This window comes from Actinacidiphila sp. bgisy145 (assembly GCF_057708125.1).
On sequence record NZ_JBYIRL010000004.1, the window covers coordinates 77,748 to 91,079 of the forward strand.

Sequence of the window (13,332 nt, forward strand, 5' to 3'; positions counted from 1 at the left end):
CCCCGCCCCGGCAGCGACCGTGGAACCGGTATGCCGAGAGGGGGCGCACGCGTGCGCATCGCACTACTCACCGAGGGTGGCTACCCGTATGCGCGAGGTGAAGGGGGTGCGTGGTGCGACCGCCTGGTCCGCGGCCTCGCGCACCACGAGTTCGACGTGTACGCGCTCAGCCGGTCGCCGCGGACCGAGGCCGGCGGACGGGTGGAGCTGCCCCCGCCGGTCCGGCGGGTGCGGGCCGAACGGCTGTGGGGCGAGCCGCCGTCCGCCGCACGCGGCGGCGGCCGGGCCGCACGGAAGGCCCGGCGGGCCGCCTTCCGCTGGCACTTCGGCGACCTGGCCGCGGCGCTCGCGGGCGCCGCGGAGACCCCCGACCGGCGCCGGCCGGCGCCCGCAGCGCCCCGCACCGACCCCGCCGACCGCGCGGGACGGTTCGCCGCGGGGCTCTACGGCCTCGCCGAACTCGCCGCGGAACACGGCGGACTGCCCGAGCTGCTGCGCGGCGAGGACGCGCTCACCGCGCTGGAGGCCGCCTGCCACGCACCCGGCGTACGGCCCCTGCTCGGCGACATCGGCGTCACCGAACTCCTCGCCGTGGCCGCGCTGCTGGAACACCAGCTGCGCCCGCTGTCACTGCCCTGGTACGGCCCCGACGAGCTGGGCGCCGCCGACGTCTGCCACGCCGTCTCGGGCGGCCCGGCCACACTGCCCGGGCTGCTGGCCAAACGCTTCTGCGGCACCCCGCTGATCGTCACCGAGTACACCGTGCGGGTGCGGGAGGCGCTGCTCGCACATCGCGCGGCCGGGCTGACCCCGGCGGTGCGGGTCCTGCTCGGCGACTACCACCGCCTGCTGGCCGGCGAGTCCTACCGGCAGGCCGCGCTCGTCACGCCCGGCTCGACCCACGTCCGGCGCTGGCAGGAGCGGTGCGGCGCCCCCGCCGACCGCGTCCGCACCGTCCACCCGGGCATCGACGCCGGACGGTTCGCCCGAGCCGGCGCCGCCTCCGAGGAGGAGACCCGGCGGCAGCCCGCGGCGCCCGCCGAACCCACGCTCGCCTGGGTCGGGCGCGCCGACCCCGCCAAGGACCTGATCGCCCTGCTCCACGCCTTCCACGCGATACGCGCCGAGGAGCCGCAGACCCGGCTGCGGGTCTTCCACGCGCCCGTCACCGACGAGCGGAGCGCCGGCTACCTCGGGTACTGCCGGGGCCTGGCCGCCCAGCTCTTCCCCGACGAGGCCGCCCACCCGCACGCCGTCGGCGAGAGCCCGGTCACCTTCGAGGAGATCGGGTCCCCCGGCGCGCCCGAACCCGCGGACGCCTACGCGGCGGGCGACGTGGTCCTGCTCAGCAGCAGCGCCGAAGGGTTCCCGCTCAACTTGGTCGAGGCCATGTTCTGCGGGCGCCCGACGGTCTCCACCGACGTCGGTGCCGTCCGCGAGGTCATCGGCGGCACCGGGCTGATCGTCCCCCCGCGCAACCCCCGCGCCCTCGCCGACGCCACCCTCCAACTCCTGCGCGGGCCCGAACGCGCCTCCCGCCTCGGCGCCGCCGCCCGCGAGCGCGCGCTCGCCCTCTTCACCGTCACCACCTGCGTGCACGCCTTCCGCGACGCCTACCTCTCCGTCCTCGCCCGCCACCCCGTCCCCCGCGAACCCCTCCACGACGCCACCGGCGCCCCCCGCCCCTTCGTCGCCCCCGCGGAAGCCCTCACCCCGTGCCGCTAGGAGCCGCCCCCATGCCACCCCAAGACGAATCGCTTCTGCACCCCCCAGGCGAATCGATTTACCACCCCACCCCCCCAACACCCGAGCAGAACGGGAGCGCGGGGACCTACCCGCCCAGCCGCCCCCCGGCGGGTGCGGCGCCGCCGGCCGCACCCCGCAACGGCGGTGGCGGCTTGCGGGGGGAGGTGGAGCCGTTGGCCGAGCGGAATGGGGGCGCGGGGAACTGCGCGCCCAGCCGTCCCCCGGCGGGTGTGGCGGCGCCGGCCGTAACCCGCAACGGCGGTGGTGTCGTTGAGGCGGTGGTGGCTGGGCCGCGCGGTGGAGGTTCGCCGGGGGAGGTGGAGCCGTTGGCCGAGCGGAATGGGGGCGCGGGGAACTGCGCGCCCAGCCGTCCCCTGGCGGGTGTGGCGGCGGCGGCCGTATCCCGCAACGGCGGTGGCGGTTTGCCGGGGGAGGTGGAGCCGTTGGCCGAGCGGAATGGGGGCGCGGGGAACTGCGCGCCCAGCCATCCCCCGGCGGGAGCCGCAGCGCCGACCGTATCCCGCAACGGCGGTGGTGTCGTTGAGGCGGTGGTGGCCGGGCCGCGCGGTGGAGGTTCGCCGGGGGAGGTGGAGCCGTTGGCCGAGCGGAATGGGGGCGCGGGGAACTGCGCGCCCAGCCATCCCCCGGCGGGAGCCGCAGCGCCGACCGCACCCCACAACGGCGCCGGCGCCCCCCGCACCGCCCCCCGCAGGGGCCCCGCTGACCCGGTACGAGGCGTGATGCACCACCACCACGCGATGATCGCGGGCGCAGCCGACATGTGGGAGGTGGCCGCGGGCCTGGAAGCCCGAGGCGTCACGGACGTCGACGCGCGACGGCTGCGCCACCGCGACGTGTTCGGCCTCGCAGAGGAACTGTTCGCCCGGGTCCCCCGCAAGACGGCGCGTGTCGCCGCCCCGGCCCCGGCCCCGCGCCCCGAGCACCCCCGCGGCCGGGCCCGCCCCCACCCCCACCCCCGCCCCCGCGACCTCGCCCTGCACCTGCTGCCAGGCGCAGCCTGCTCCGTGGCCGCGGCCCTGCACGCCCCGGCCCCGGTCGCGGTGGCGGTGCTGGCCGCCACCGCATGGCCCGCCCTGCACCGCGGCCCGCTGAGAACGACCGGAAGAGCCGCGGCCCGCGTCCCCGCCGCACTGTGCGCCCTCGCCCTGCTCGCCCTGGCCCGCTGCGGCCCGGACCCGGTCGGCACCGGCACCCTCGCGGTGCTCGCCCTGACCCTGCTCCCGGCGGCCGCCCTCGCCCGGTGGTTCGCGGCGAGCGCCCGGGCCCAACTCGCCCCGAGCCACAGCCTCGCCGACTTCGCCGACGCGGTCCGCCCGCGGCTGCTGGCCGCCCTCGCCGGATACGCGGCGACCCTGCTCGTCCTGCTCGCCCTCCTCGGCTCGCTGCGCGGCTCGGCCGTCGGAGCGCTGCTGTTCGCGGCGCGGCTGCTCTCGGTGCACGGCGCACCGCGGGCGGCGACCGCGGGACTCGCCGCCGCCGTGGCCGCGCAGGCCCTGCTGGCCGCCCTGCTGCCGGTGGCCGCGGGCACCGCCGAAGCCGCCGCCTGCGGCGCCGCCGCCCTGGCCCTGGCCGCGCACTGCCTCCACCGCGTCCCGCGCGCCTCGGCCCACCGCACCTGACCTCTCGTACCACCGATCAGGAGAACCCTCGTGAGCACGCACCGCCCACCCGTCCCGACCTCGCCGGACGCGTCCGGCCACCCGTACGCGTACGGCCGCCCGCCGGCCGCACCGCCGACCGGTACGGCCGTACCCGTCGGGCCGTTCGCGATCCCCGTACCGTCGGCACCGGAAGCGGCACCGGCACCGGAAGCGCTCGCCCCGGCGGAGCGGTTCGCGCCGCCCGCCGCGGCCGGCCGTACGGTCCTGCGGCACCGGACCGGGCGGGGTGTGCGATGAGGGTCCTGCTCCTGGGCGCCGACGGCTTCATCGGCCGCCACGTCGCCGAACGCCTGCTGGCCGACCCCGCCTGCCAGTTGACCGCGCTGGGCCGCAGCGACGACGCGGACGTGCGGTTCGACCTCTCCTCGGGCGCGCCCGGGGTGCTGGCCCGGTTCGTGGACGCGGTCCACCCGGGGGTGGTGGTCAACTGCGCCGGCTCCACCCGGGGCAACGCCCGCGACCTGACCCGGCAGAACATCGTCGCCGTGGCGACCGTCTGCGAGGCGCTGCGCCGCAGCTCGGTCGCGGCCCGGCTGGTGCAGGTCGGCTGCGGTTCGGAGTACGGCCCCTCGCCGGCCGGGTCGTCCACCGGGGAGGACGCGGTGCCGCGGCCCGGCGGCCCGTACGGGGTGAGCAAGCTCGCCGCGACGGAGCTGGTGCTCGGCTCGGGCCTGGACGCGGTGGTGCTGCGGGTGTTCACCCCGGTCGGGCCGGGCACGCCGACCGGGGCGCCGCTGGGCCGGGTCGCGGAGGCGCTGCGGCGGGCGATGCAGAACGGCGAGAGCGAGCTGAAGCTCGGCGGGCTGAGCGCGCAGCGCGACTTCGTGGACGTGCGCGACGTGGCCCGCGCGGTGCACGCCGCCTCGCTGTCGGCCGCGCAGGGCGTGGTGAACATCGGCAGCGGGCGTGCGGTGCGGATGCGGGACATGGCCGCGGCGCTCGCCCATGTCGCCGGCTACGACGGGTCGCTGCGCGAGCTGGAGGACCCGCCGCACGCCGCGCCCTACCCGGACGGGTGCGGCGCCTGGCAGCAGGCCGACGTGCGCACCGCCCGCGACCGGCTCGGCTGGCGGCCGCGGATCGGGCTGGAGGAGTCGCTCGCCGATGTGTGGATGGAGGCGGCATGCCGCGTCTGAACCCCTTCCCGCGCGGCGACACCCACCCGCGCGGCATGCCGCAAAGCGAGCCGCCCACCCGTCCGGACCCCGTTTCGGACCCCGTCCAGGACCGGGCGGCGGGCGGTGGGCGCGGGGCGGAGGCGGTCAGGACCGGCTTCGGGGTGCCGCTCTTCGCGCACCCGCTGGTCGCGCCCGCGGAGTGGGCCGAACTGGCCCGGCCGGGCGCGCCCGTCGACTGGGCCGCGTTCGACGTGTCGTCCGGGCCCGGCAGCCGGGCGGACGCCCTCTACACCGAGGCGCTCACCCGCGTCCGTGAGAACGGCGTCCCACTCCTCGGACGGCTGGACGCGGTGCACGGCACCCGGCCGTACGGCGAACTGGCCGCCGACGCCGCCCGCTACCTGGACTGGTACCGGGTGGACGGCTTCTACGTGGACCGGGCGCCCACGCTCCGCGCCGAGGCGGCGCAGTGCCGCCGGACCGTCGCGACCCTGCGCGCGCTGCTGCCCGGCGGCGGCCGGGTGGTGCTCGCGCCGGGCGCGCACCCGTACCCCGGCTACGCCGAGTTCGCCGACCAGCTGGTGGTCTTCGCCGGGCCGTGGACCCGTTACCGCTGGTCGGAGGTGCCGGAGTGGACCGCGTCGTACCCGCCGCGGCTCTTCGCGCACCTGGTGCACGGGCTGCCGGCCACGCACCTGGATGCCGCGCTGCGGGTCGCCCGCTGGCAGGGCGCGGCCACCGTGTACGTGACCGACCGCACCGACCGGGACGGCGCCGACCCGTGGGCGGGCCTGCCCGGCTACTGGACGGAGGCGGTCCGCAGGGTCCGCGAGGAGCCGCCGCCCAGCATGTGACCGGTTTCCGTCTCGGCCCTCGGACCAGGTGACGTGGAATGAAGCGGGGCGTGGCAGTGTTACAGGGCCAGGACGTGCGGGCGGCCGCCCGTACCTACTGTCCGAAGACCTACCAACCGTATTGCTGAGGTCCCTGTGTCGCTGCCACCCCTGGTCGAGCCGGCCACCGAACTCACCGTTGACGAGGTCCGCAGGTATTCGCGCCACCTGATCATCCCGGATGTCGGGATGGACGGGCAGAAGCGGCTGAAGAACGCGAAGGTGCTGTGCGTCGGGGCCGGCGGCCTCGGCTCGCCCGCGCTGATGTACCTGGCGGCCGCGGGCGTCGGCACGCTGGGCATCGTCGAGTTCGACGAGGTCGACGAGTCGAACCTGCAACGTCAGATCATCCACAGCCAGGCCGACATCGGCCGCTCCAAGGCCGAGTCCGCCCGCGACTCCGTCAAGGGCATCAACCCGTACGTGAACGTGGTCCTGCACGAAGAGCGGCTCGAAGCCGAGAACGTGATGGAGATCTTCGCGCAGTACGACCTGATCGTCGACGGCACGGACAACTTCGCCACCCGCTACCTGGTCAACGACGCCTGTGTGCTGCTCAACAAGCCGTACATCTGGGGCTCGATCTACCGCTTCGACGGTCAGGCGTCGGTCTTCTGGTCCGAGTACGGCCCCTGCTACCGCTGCCTGTACCCGGAGCCCCCGCCGCCGGGCATGGTGCCCTCCTGCGCCGAGGGCGGCGTCCTCGGCGTGCTGTGCGCCTCGATCGGCTCCATCCAGGTCAACGAGGCGATCAAGCTGCTGGCCGGCATCGGCGAGCCGCTGGTCGGCCGGCTGATGATCTACGACGCCCTGGAGATGACGTACCGCACGGTCAAGGTCCGCAAGGACCCGGACTGCGCGGTGTGCGGTGACCACCCCACCGTCACCGAACTGATCGACTACGAGGCGTTCTGCGGCGTCGTCTCCGAGGAGGCCCAGGAGGCCGCGGCCGGCTCCACGATCACTCCCAAGCAGCTCAAGGAGTGGATCGACGACGGCGAGAACATCGAGATCATCGATGTCCGCGAGCCGAACGAGTTCGAGATCGTGTCGATCCCCGGCGCGAAGCTCATCCCGAAGAACGAGTTCCTGATGGGTTCGGCGCTCGAACACCTCCCGCAGGACAAGCGGATCGTGCTGCACTGCAAGACCGGGGTGCGCAGCGCCGAGGTGCTGGCCGTCCTGAAGTCCGCGGGCTTCTCCGACGCCGTCCACGTCGGCGGCGGGGTCATCGGCTGGGTCAACACGATCGAGCCGGAGAAGCCGGTCTACTAGCCGGAACCCGTAGGCGCACTGCGGTAGCGGACCGAGGTAAGGGGCGGCACTCCAGAGTGCCGCCCCTTACCTCGCGTCTCAGCGGTTGACGGACTGGATCTCCTGGACGGTGACCTGCTTCGGCTGCTGGACACGGCCGTCGGGCAGGGCGCCACCGGTGCCGCCGGAGCCGGTCCAGCTGACACTCCAGGTCGCGGTGACGTCGAGGTCGAACGGGCCGGTCGCCTGGGTGGACCTCAGATACGTCACCCCGCAGGGCGGGTCGGCCTTCGGGTCCCCGCCGTAGTCGGCGCCCACGGTGCCGTCCGCCGCGATCGGGCAGTCGCCGGACGCCGGGTGGAGCGTCGCGTCCGAGGTGCCCGGGTCGATGTGCACGCTCGTCGGCCGCGCGGTGGTCTCCGCCCAGATCTCCTGCCCGCCGCCGAGGTCCACCGACGCGCGCACCTTCACCGGCGTGTACTTCTCCTCCAGCCGCACCCACGTGGGCAGGTTGACCGTCTGGGTGGCCACCGGGTTGGTCTCGACCGTCACGCCGGGCACCTGCGTGTGCGCGTACGCGAGCTTCGAGAGCATCTCGGGGGTGATCACGTTCGGCGTGCCCGCCGGCGGGCGCTGGCCGTTGGGCACGAAGAACGGGATCGTGCCGTTGCAGGCGTACTTCGCGAGGGTGTTCGGCGCGTCGGGGTTCTCCACCGCGCCCCAGAACATGCCCTTGCCCTGCTGGTCGATGTTGAAGTCCTTGTAGCCCTTGCCGCTGCCGTCCCAGGTGTAGCCGGTGTCATAGTGGTTCTTGTACTGGTCCATCGCCTCGAGGGCGTAACTCGGCTGCCCGGGCACATCGGTGGCCTTCACCCCGGCCAGGACGTCCTTCTTGAACGTCACCGGGTCGGCGATCGGGCCGATCCAGCACGCCGGCGGCGTCCAGTTCACGTCCACCGAGGCGATCGCGTGCGTGCGCGTGGACGACGACCCGGACGGATAGGTGATGCGTACGGCCTTCGCCCCGGCCGCGAGGTCGACGCCGTTGCTGGTGCCGGAGGTCTGTGAGGAGTCGGACGAGGACTTGGAGGTGTCGGTGTACGCGTGGCCGGGCGTGGCGGCGGCGAGGACCACCACCGCGGCGAGTACCAGCCCGCGGCGGGCCGCTCCGGCGATGCTCACTGCTTGCACTGGAGTGCCTTCTCCTTGACGGTGACCGAGTGCGCCTGCCAGACCGCCTGCGCGGTGGGGAGCTTGACCATCACGATGTCCCAGGACACGTAGTTGCGGTCACTCGCCCCGGTGACGTGCACCTTCCCGCCGGCGACCTCCTTGCTGTAGAGCTTGGACTGGTCGTTGCAGAGCTTGACCTCGACGGACCCGCCGCCACTGCCCAGCGTGAAGGCGGGACTGTAGTAGCGGTCGGTGCCCGTCATGGTCAGCTTCAGGTCGACGTTCTGCTGGACGTAGTTCTGGGCGTACGTCAGCGCGCCGTCCGCGGCGTATCCGACCAGGCCGGCGTCGTTCTTGTTCTGCTTCACCACGGCGTGGTCGATGGCCTGGATGAAGTTGGCGGCGCCCGAGAGGGCGGCGGCCTCCTCGGCGTTCTTCGGCGCGGTCCACTCGAACTGCGCCTTCAGGTCGGCCGGGAGCGCCAGCGTCGGGTCGATCTTCAGGGCGCTGCTCTGCGTCGCCGGGGTCGAGGGGGTGGTGGTCGGGGCGGCCGAACTCGTCGCGGGGGAGGAGATCTTGGCGTCGGACCCGCCGCCGGACCCGCCGCAGGCCGTCAGGGTGAGGGCGGTGGCCGCCGCCAGTGCGGTGGCGGTCGCTGCGGTGCGTGCGCGCATCGTGGAGGGCTCCCGATCGGTCGTCGCTGCGGAGCCCCCGGTTCGCGGCACTGCGTTCACCCGTTGCTGGCCCCCGTATCCAGGGCTCCACCGTATCGAAGCTCCGGGGCGGGTCACGAGAGCGGGGACGTGCGCGTTCGGTCACGGACATGTCACACGGCGGGGCGACCGGGGGCGGCGGTGGTCACGTGTTCCCCCCAAGAGGAGGACAACCCTTCGCGGACACAGCCGGTCTTACGGGGTGTCAGATCGCTTATGGGGCAACAGTGGTCTATCCACTCCCATCTCGTGAAAGGTCGCCCTCCATGCACCTCGCGCGCACCCGCGCCCGCACTGCCGGCCGCCGCCTTGTCCTGGCCGCAGCCGTTCTCGGCCTGGCCGTCGCCGCGCCCGCGGCCGCCGCCCAGGCGGACAGCACCCGCAGCCCGCACCGGGCCGGACCGATCTCGGCCACGCACACCGACCACACCACCGGCGCCGACCAGGTCATGCACCCCGACCACACCACCGGCGCGGACCCCCTCACCGGCGCGATCCCCGTCGCCGGTGCCGACCACACCACCGGCTCCGACGTGCCGAAGGCCACCTCGGCCGCCCGCTCGGGCGACCCGCAGTCGACCGCCGACCGGGTCGCGGACTTCTACGGCGCCTACATCGACGTGGTGTGGGACGCCCGCAACGACGACCTGCGCAACGGCCTGCGGGAGCACTACCTCACCACCGGCTTCCAGAAGACGCTGGCCGCCTGGGAGGCCGCCCAGCACGCCGACGGTGTGCTGCGCGCCCAGGACAGCCCGATCGGCTGGCAGGTCACGCCCGACGGCACCGACGCCGGGCACGCGTTCAGCACCGTCCGCCTGAGCTGGGGCAACCCGAGCCACCCCGGCTACACCTACCTGAAGGTCCGGTCCGATCTGGCGACGAAGCAGATCTCGGACATCGAGGACGCGTAGGCCCCCGCTCCCGCAGCTCCTGCCGACCGGTCGTCCCGCCGGCCGGCAGGCCCCGCCCCCGCAGCGGCGAGGCCGCGCTACAACTCGCCCTTCCGGCTGAGGTGTGTGAACGCCAGCCACCCGGGCAGCACCGGCAGCCAGAACGTCAGCAGCCGGAAGAACAGCACCGCCGGCGTGGCCACCTCCTTCGGCAGCCCGGCCGCGATCAGGCCACCGGTCAGCGCCAGTTCGACCGCGCCGACCCCGCCCGGCGTCGGTGCCGCGGAGCCCAGCGCGTTGCCCGCGAGGTAGACCACCGCGACCGTCGCGTAGCTGAGGTGCCCGTCGAAGGCCCGTACGCAGCCGTCCAGGCACAGGACGAAGGTCACCGTGACCATCAGGGTGCCGCCGATGCCGGTGAGCAGCTTCGCCGGACGCTGGAGCACGTCCAGCATGCGCGGTACGACGCCCGCGAACAGCGCCCGCACCCGGGTGGAGACGAACTTCCGCAGCGCGGGCACCGCGGTGACCACCAGCACCAGCACACCCGCGGTCAGCAGCCCCGCCATGACCGTCCGCGACGGCGACAGCGACGGCGTCTTCTCGGTGCCGGTGACGAAGCCGAACGCCATCAGCAGCACGATGTGCGAGCCGAGTCCGACGAGCTGCGAGGCGCCCACACTCGCCACCGCCAGCCCCGGCCGCACCCCGGCCTTCTGGAGGTAGCGGGTGTTCAGCGCCACCCCGCCCACCGCGGCCGGCGCGACCAGTTTCACGAACGACCCGGCGACCTGCGCCATCACCGTCCGCGGCCACGACAGCCGCTCCGGCACGAAACCGGACAGCGCGCCGGCCGCGGCCACGTAACTGGCCGCGGAACCGACCAGCGCGACCAGCGCCCACTTCCAGTCCGCGTGCACGATGGCGTGGCCGATCGGCACCGACGACAGCTGGGAGAGCAGGAAGTACGCGGCGAAGGCGCCCGCGATGACCGTGATCAGGGTGCGCGGCTTGATCCGCTCCAGCCGCACCGGCTCCACCGGCGCCTGCGGGCGGATCAGCAGCACCTGACGCCTGATCCGCGCCAGCAGGTCCTCCTCGCGGACCTCCTCCAGCGCGTCCTCCATGGCGCGCTTCTCCGCCTTGCTCTCGGCCTTCCGCTCCGCCTTCGACTGCGCCCGGGCCGGCGTGCCGGACTGCTCCGCGGGCACCGCGGACGCCCCCTCATGGCCGCGGGCGGCCTGCGCCCGGCTGCGCTCCCTGGCCTCCTCCTTGGCCTCCTTGTCCGCGGACAGCGCCGCGAGCACCGCCTCCCGCTCCCGCACCGCGCGGGCCCGGTTGAGCGCCTTCAGCTCGCCGCGGGTGGAGCGGCTGAGCGCGATCGGCTGGAGCAGCGGCAGCGAGGCGGCGACCGCGTCCGGGCCGAGCACCGACAGCGCCGCGCCGACCGCCCGCTCGGGGCCGACCCGCAGCGCCATCGTCGTCAGCAGTTGCGCGATGTCCATCCGCAGCAGGATGTCGCCGGCGGCGATCTCACCGCCGCGCAGGTCGGTGAGGAAGACCCGGCCGCTCCGGTCCACCAGCAGCGACTCGCCGACCAGCCGCCGGTGCGCTATCCGCCGCGACTGGAGGGCCCGCACCTGCGTCCATGCCTCGCGCATCAGGGCGTCGGTGATCTCGTCGTCGGCCAGCGCGTCCAGCCGCCGGCCGCCGATGTGCTCGTAGACGAGCATCACCGCGTCGGGGCCCAGCTCCGAGGTGGCGATCAGCTTGGGCGCGTTGGCGCCGGCCGCGATCGCCGCGTACGCGAGCAGCGCCTCCTGCTCCAGCGCCTGCCGCAGCGAGAGCAGGCTGCGGCGCTGGGTGATGCCGCCGACCAGCGACATCCGCCGCCAGGCCCGGTAGAAGAAGCCGTGCGCCTGCTGCTCGCGGTCGACCACGGTGACGTCCAGCGGCGGGCCGTCCTCCAGGGTGACCAGGTAGCCGCGGCCGCGGTCGGAGTCGGCGCTCTCCGGGCGGTCCTCCACCACTCGCCGCGCGGTCAGCGGCGCGAACCCGACCCGGCGCAGGCCGGCCAGCAGGTTCTGCCCGGTGGGGCGGACGTTCGGCGAGCCGATCGCGTAGACGGTGCCGTTCGCCACGGTCCAGCCGATCAGCAGGGTCAGCGCGATCGAGAACGGCGTGGTGTAGCCGCCGACCAGCACCGCGAAGGCGTCCAGCAGCAGGACGAACCACAGCGCCACCCGCCAGCGCGGCCGGCGGGCCATGCCGGAGGCGGTGACGTAGGCGATGACCGGGGCGAGGTAGCCCTGCACCGGGTCGGTCATGCCCAGCCCGGTCGGCGCGCCGTGCGAGAGCGCCTCGCGGATCGGGCCGGGGGCGGCGTTGGTCACCCACAGGTCGGTGGCGAGGGCGGCGCCGTGCGCGAGGACGGCCGCGAGCACGCCGTCCGCGACCCGCAGCCCGTCCCGTTTGACCAGCCGCTCCACCGCGAACGCCACCGGCACGATGAGCACCGCGACGCTCGCGGCGTTGCCGGTGACGGAGGAGAAGAAGTCCGGCGCCCGCATGGCGCCCTTGGTGATGTCGGTCTCCAGGCCGTTGGTGGTGGCGTGCGCGAAGCCCGCGATGGCCAGCACCACGCCGATGCCGAGCAGCCCGAGGAAGAAGCGGACCAGGTCGGCGGGGCGGTGCACCCGGGCGGCGAGCAGCGGCTCGTCCACGGAGACGGCCTGGCGGGTGGCGCCGGCCGGCTCGGGGGAGGCGCCGTCGCAGGACGGGGGCTCCTCGGGGGGCTCTTCCGGGGCTTCGTGGGTGCCGTGCGTGTCGTGCGTGTCCTGGGGGCCCGGGGACTCGTTGGGCTTCGGGGTGTCCGGGTCCGTCCAGATCAGGTCCTCCGGTGCCCGGTGGGCGCCGTGCGGCTGCGGCAGGCCGCCGGGTCTTCCGCCGGTGGACGGGGAGCCGTCCGTACCGTCGGGGTCGCCGGAGTTGCCGGAGCCGCCGGGGTCATCGGAACCGCCGGAACCGTCAGCCATTGCCGCCCCCGTGCCGGCCCCGCCGCCGGTCCGCGGTGCGGAGGCGGCCGGGGACAGCCCGCCGGGAGCGCCGGCGGTCCCCATGGCCCCGCCGCCGCCCTGCTTGTCCCCGGTTGTCTCTTCTTGGTCTCGTATCACCAGTCACCGCCCGGACGATGGTGGCATGCGCCCTGTGCGTTCGGAGCCGTAACCCCCCGGTGTCGGCGGGGTGCGGCAGGATTGACCGGGTGAGCGAGGAGACCGGGGCGGGCGAGCTGGGGCCGTACGCGGAGAAGGTGCTGGACGCGGTGGACCTGATCCCGCCCGGCCGGGTCATGACGTACGGCGACGTGGCGGAGTGGCTGGGGGAGGGCGGTCCGCGCCAGGTCGGCCGGGTCATGGCGGAGTACGGCGCGGTGGTGCCGTGGTGGCGGGTGGTGCGCGCCGACGGGGTGCTGCTCGCCGGGCACGAGCAGCGCGCGCTGGCGGAGTACCGCGCGGAGGGCACCCCGCTGCGGACGGCCGGCCCGGCCACCGAGGGCCACCTGCCGCGCCTGGACATGCGCCGGGCCCGCTGGGACGGGCAGGGCCGGCAGGACGGCGGGCAGGGGCCGGACGGCGGACGGCACGCCGAGGACCCGCCCGGCACGGCGGGCGCGGACGGCGGATGACGGCCCGAGGCTCATATCACCCAGCTTCCGGCATCGGGCGGCGGCGCGTGCCGCGGCCCGCCCGTACGGAGTACATTGCCTGACCACCACGAAACCGGCGAACCACGTGAACCCCTCTTCCCCACTTCCTGGCACTGCTGCTGGCGGCGCGCCCGAGACGGCCGGCCCGGACGCC

The 13,332-nt window shown here is 74.8% G+C and carries 11 protein-coding genes; 8 read left to right on the forward strand and 3 right to left on the reverse strand.

The features are described from left to right. Nucleotides 1-51 precede the first annotated feature (51 nt). From AC3ERT_RS05330 to moeZ, 6 genes are all read left to right on the forward strand, one after another. The gene (locus AC3ERT_RS05330; protein WP_435125882.1) at nt 52-1,725 is read left to right on the forward strand and encodes a DUF3492 domain-containing protein; all 1,674 of its coding nucleotides are present in this window, start codon (nt 52-54) and stop codon (nt 1,723-1,725) included. Nucleotides 1,726-2,486: 761 nt separating this feature from the next. Then, nucleotides 2,487-3,386: a hypothetical protein gene (locus tag AC3ERT_RS05335; protein ID WP_435172921.1), complete on the forward strand. Its 900-nt coding sequence runs from the start codon at nt 2,487-2,489 to the stop codon at nt 3,384-3,386. A 30-nt stretch (nt 3,387-3,416) separates the two neighbouring features. After that, nucleotides 3,417-3,665, forward strand: coding sequence for a hypothetical protein (locus AC3ERT_RS05340; protein WP_435172923.1), 249 nt, complete (start codon nt 3,417-3,419; stop codon nt 3,663-3,665). Further along, nucleotides 3,662-4,564 (forward strand): NAD-dependent epimerase/dehydratase family protein, encoded by a 903-nt coding sequence (locus AC3ERT_RS05345; protein WP_335977412.1) that lies wholly within the window; start codon nt 3,662-3,664, stop codon nt 4,562-4,564. The genes AC3ERT_RS05340 and AC3ERT_RS05345 overlap by 4 nt, the downstream gene beginning before the upstream one ends. Beyond that, the gene (locus AC3ERT_RS05350) at nt 4,552-5,400 is read left to right on the forward strand and encodes a spherulation-specific family 4 protein (RefSeq protein ID WP_435172925.1); all 849 of its coding nucleotides are present in this window, start codon (nt 4,552-4,554) and stop codon (nt 5,398-5,400) included. The genes AC3ERT_RS05345 and AC3ERT_RS05350 overlap by 13 nt, the downstream gene beginning before the upstream one ends. 135 nt (nt 5,401-5,535) lie before the next feature. Beyond that, on the forward strand, nt 5,536-6,714 hold the full coding sequence (moeZ, locus tag AC3ERT_RS05355) for an adenylyltransferase/sulfurtransferase MoeZ (protein WP_335977407.1): 1,179 nt from the start codon (nt 5,536-5,538) through the stop codon (nt 6,712-6,714). A 78-nt stretch (nt 6,715-6,792) separates the two neighbouring features. Here the strand turns inward: moeZ and AC3ERT_RS05360 are convergent, their stop codons facing one another. Both AC3ERT_RS05360 and AC3ERT_RS05365 read right to left on the reverse strand, forming a co-directional pair. Next, nucleotides 6,793-7,884, reverse strand: a complete 1,092-nt coding sequence (locus AC3ERT_RS05360; protein ID WP_435172927.1) for a hypothetical protein — start codon at nt 7,882-7,884, stop codon at nt 6,793-6,795. Beyond that, nucleotides 7,872-8,540, reverse strand: coding sequence for a hypothetical protein (locus tag AC3ERT_RS05365; protein WP_435172929.1), 669 nt, complete (start codon nt 8,538-8,540; stop codon nt 7,872-7,874). Before AC3ERT_RS05365 ends, AC3ERT_RS05360 begins: the two co-directional genes overlap by 13 nt. Before the next feature lie 305 nt (nt 8,541-8,845). Between AC3ERT_RS05365 and AC3ERT_RS05370 the strand changes: the two genes are divergently transcribed. Beyond that, entirely contained in the window at nt 8,846-9,493 is a 648-nt protein-coding gene (locus tag AC3ERT_RS05370; protein WP_435172931.1) for a hypothetical protein, read from the forward strand. Nucleotides 9,494-9,570: 77 nt separating this feature from the next. On the opposite strand, the gene AC3ERT_RS05375 is transcribed toward AC3ERT_RS05370, so the two are convergent. Further along, the gene (locus AC3ERT_RS05375; RefSeq protein WP_435172933.1) at nt 9,571-12,507 is read right to left on the reverse strand and encodes a lysylphosphatidylglycerol synthase transmembrane domain-containing protein; all 2,937 of its coding nucleotides are present in this window, start codon (nt 12,505-12,507) and stop codon (nt 9,571-9,573) included. A 227-nt stretch (nt 12,508-12,734) separates the two neighbouring features. On the opposite strand from AC3ERT_RS05375, the gene AC3ERT_RS05380 reads away from it, so the two are divergent. Further along, nucleotides 12,735-13,157, forward strand: a complete 423-nt coding sequence (locus AC3ERT_RS05380) for an MGMT family protein (protein WP_335977395.1) — start codon at nt 12,735-12,737, stop codon at nt 13,155-13,157. Nucleotides 13,158-13,332: the final 175 nt, after the last annotated feature.

Coding starts and splice junctions, on each gene's coding strand:
- AC3ERT_RS05335 (WP_435172921.1), top strand. CDS start 2,487: ATGCACCACCACCACGCGATGATCGCGGGCGCAGCCGACATGTGGGAG.
- AC3ERT_RS05345 (WP_335977412.1), top strand. CDS start 3,662: ATGAGGGTCCTGCTCCTGGGCGCCGACGGCTTCATCGGCCGCCACGTC.
- AC3ERT_RS05350 (WP_435172925.1), top strand. CDS start 4,552: ATGCCGCGTCTGAACCCCTTCCCGCGCGGCGACACCCACCCGCGCGGC.
- AC3ERT_RS05370 (WP_435172931.1), top strand. CDS start 8,846: ATGCACCTCGCGCGCACCCGCGCCCGCACTGCCGGCCGCCGCCTTGTC.
- AC3ERT_RS05375 (WP_435172933.1), bottom strand. CDS start 12,507: ATGGCTGACGGTTCCGGCGGTTCCGATGACCCCGGCGGCTCCGGCAAC.
- AC3ERT_RS05365 (WP_435172929.1), bottom strand. CDS start 8,540: ATGCGCGCACGCACCGCAGCGACCGCCACCGCACTGGCGGCGGCCACC.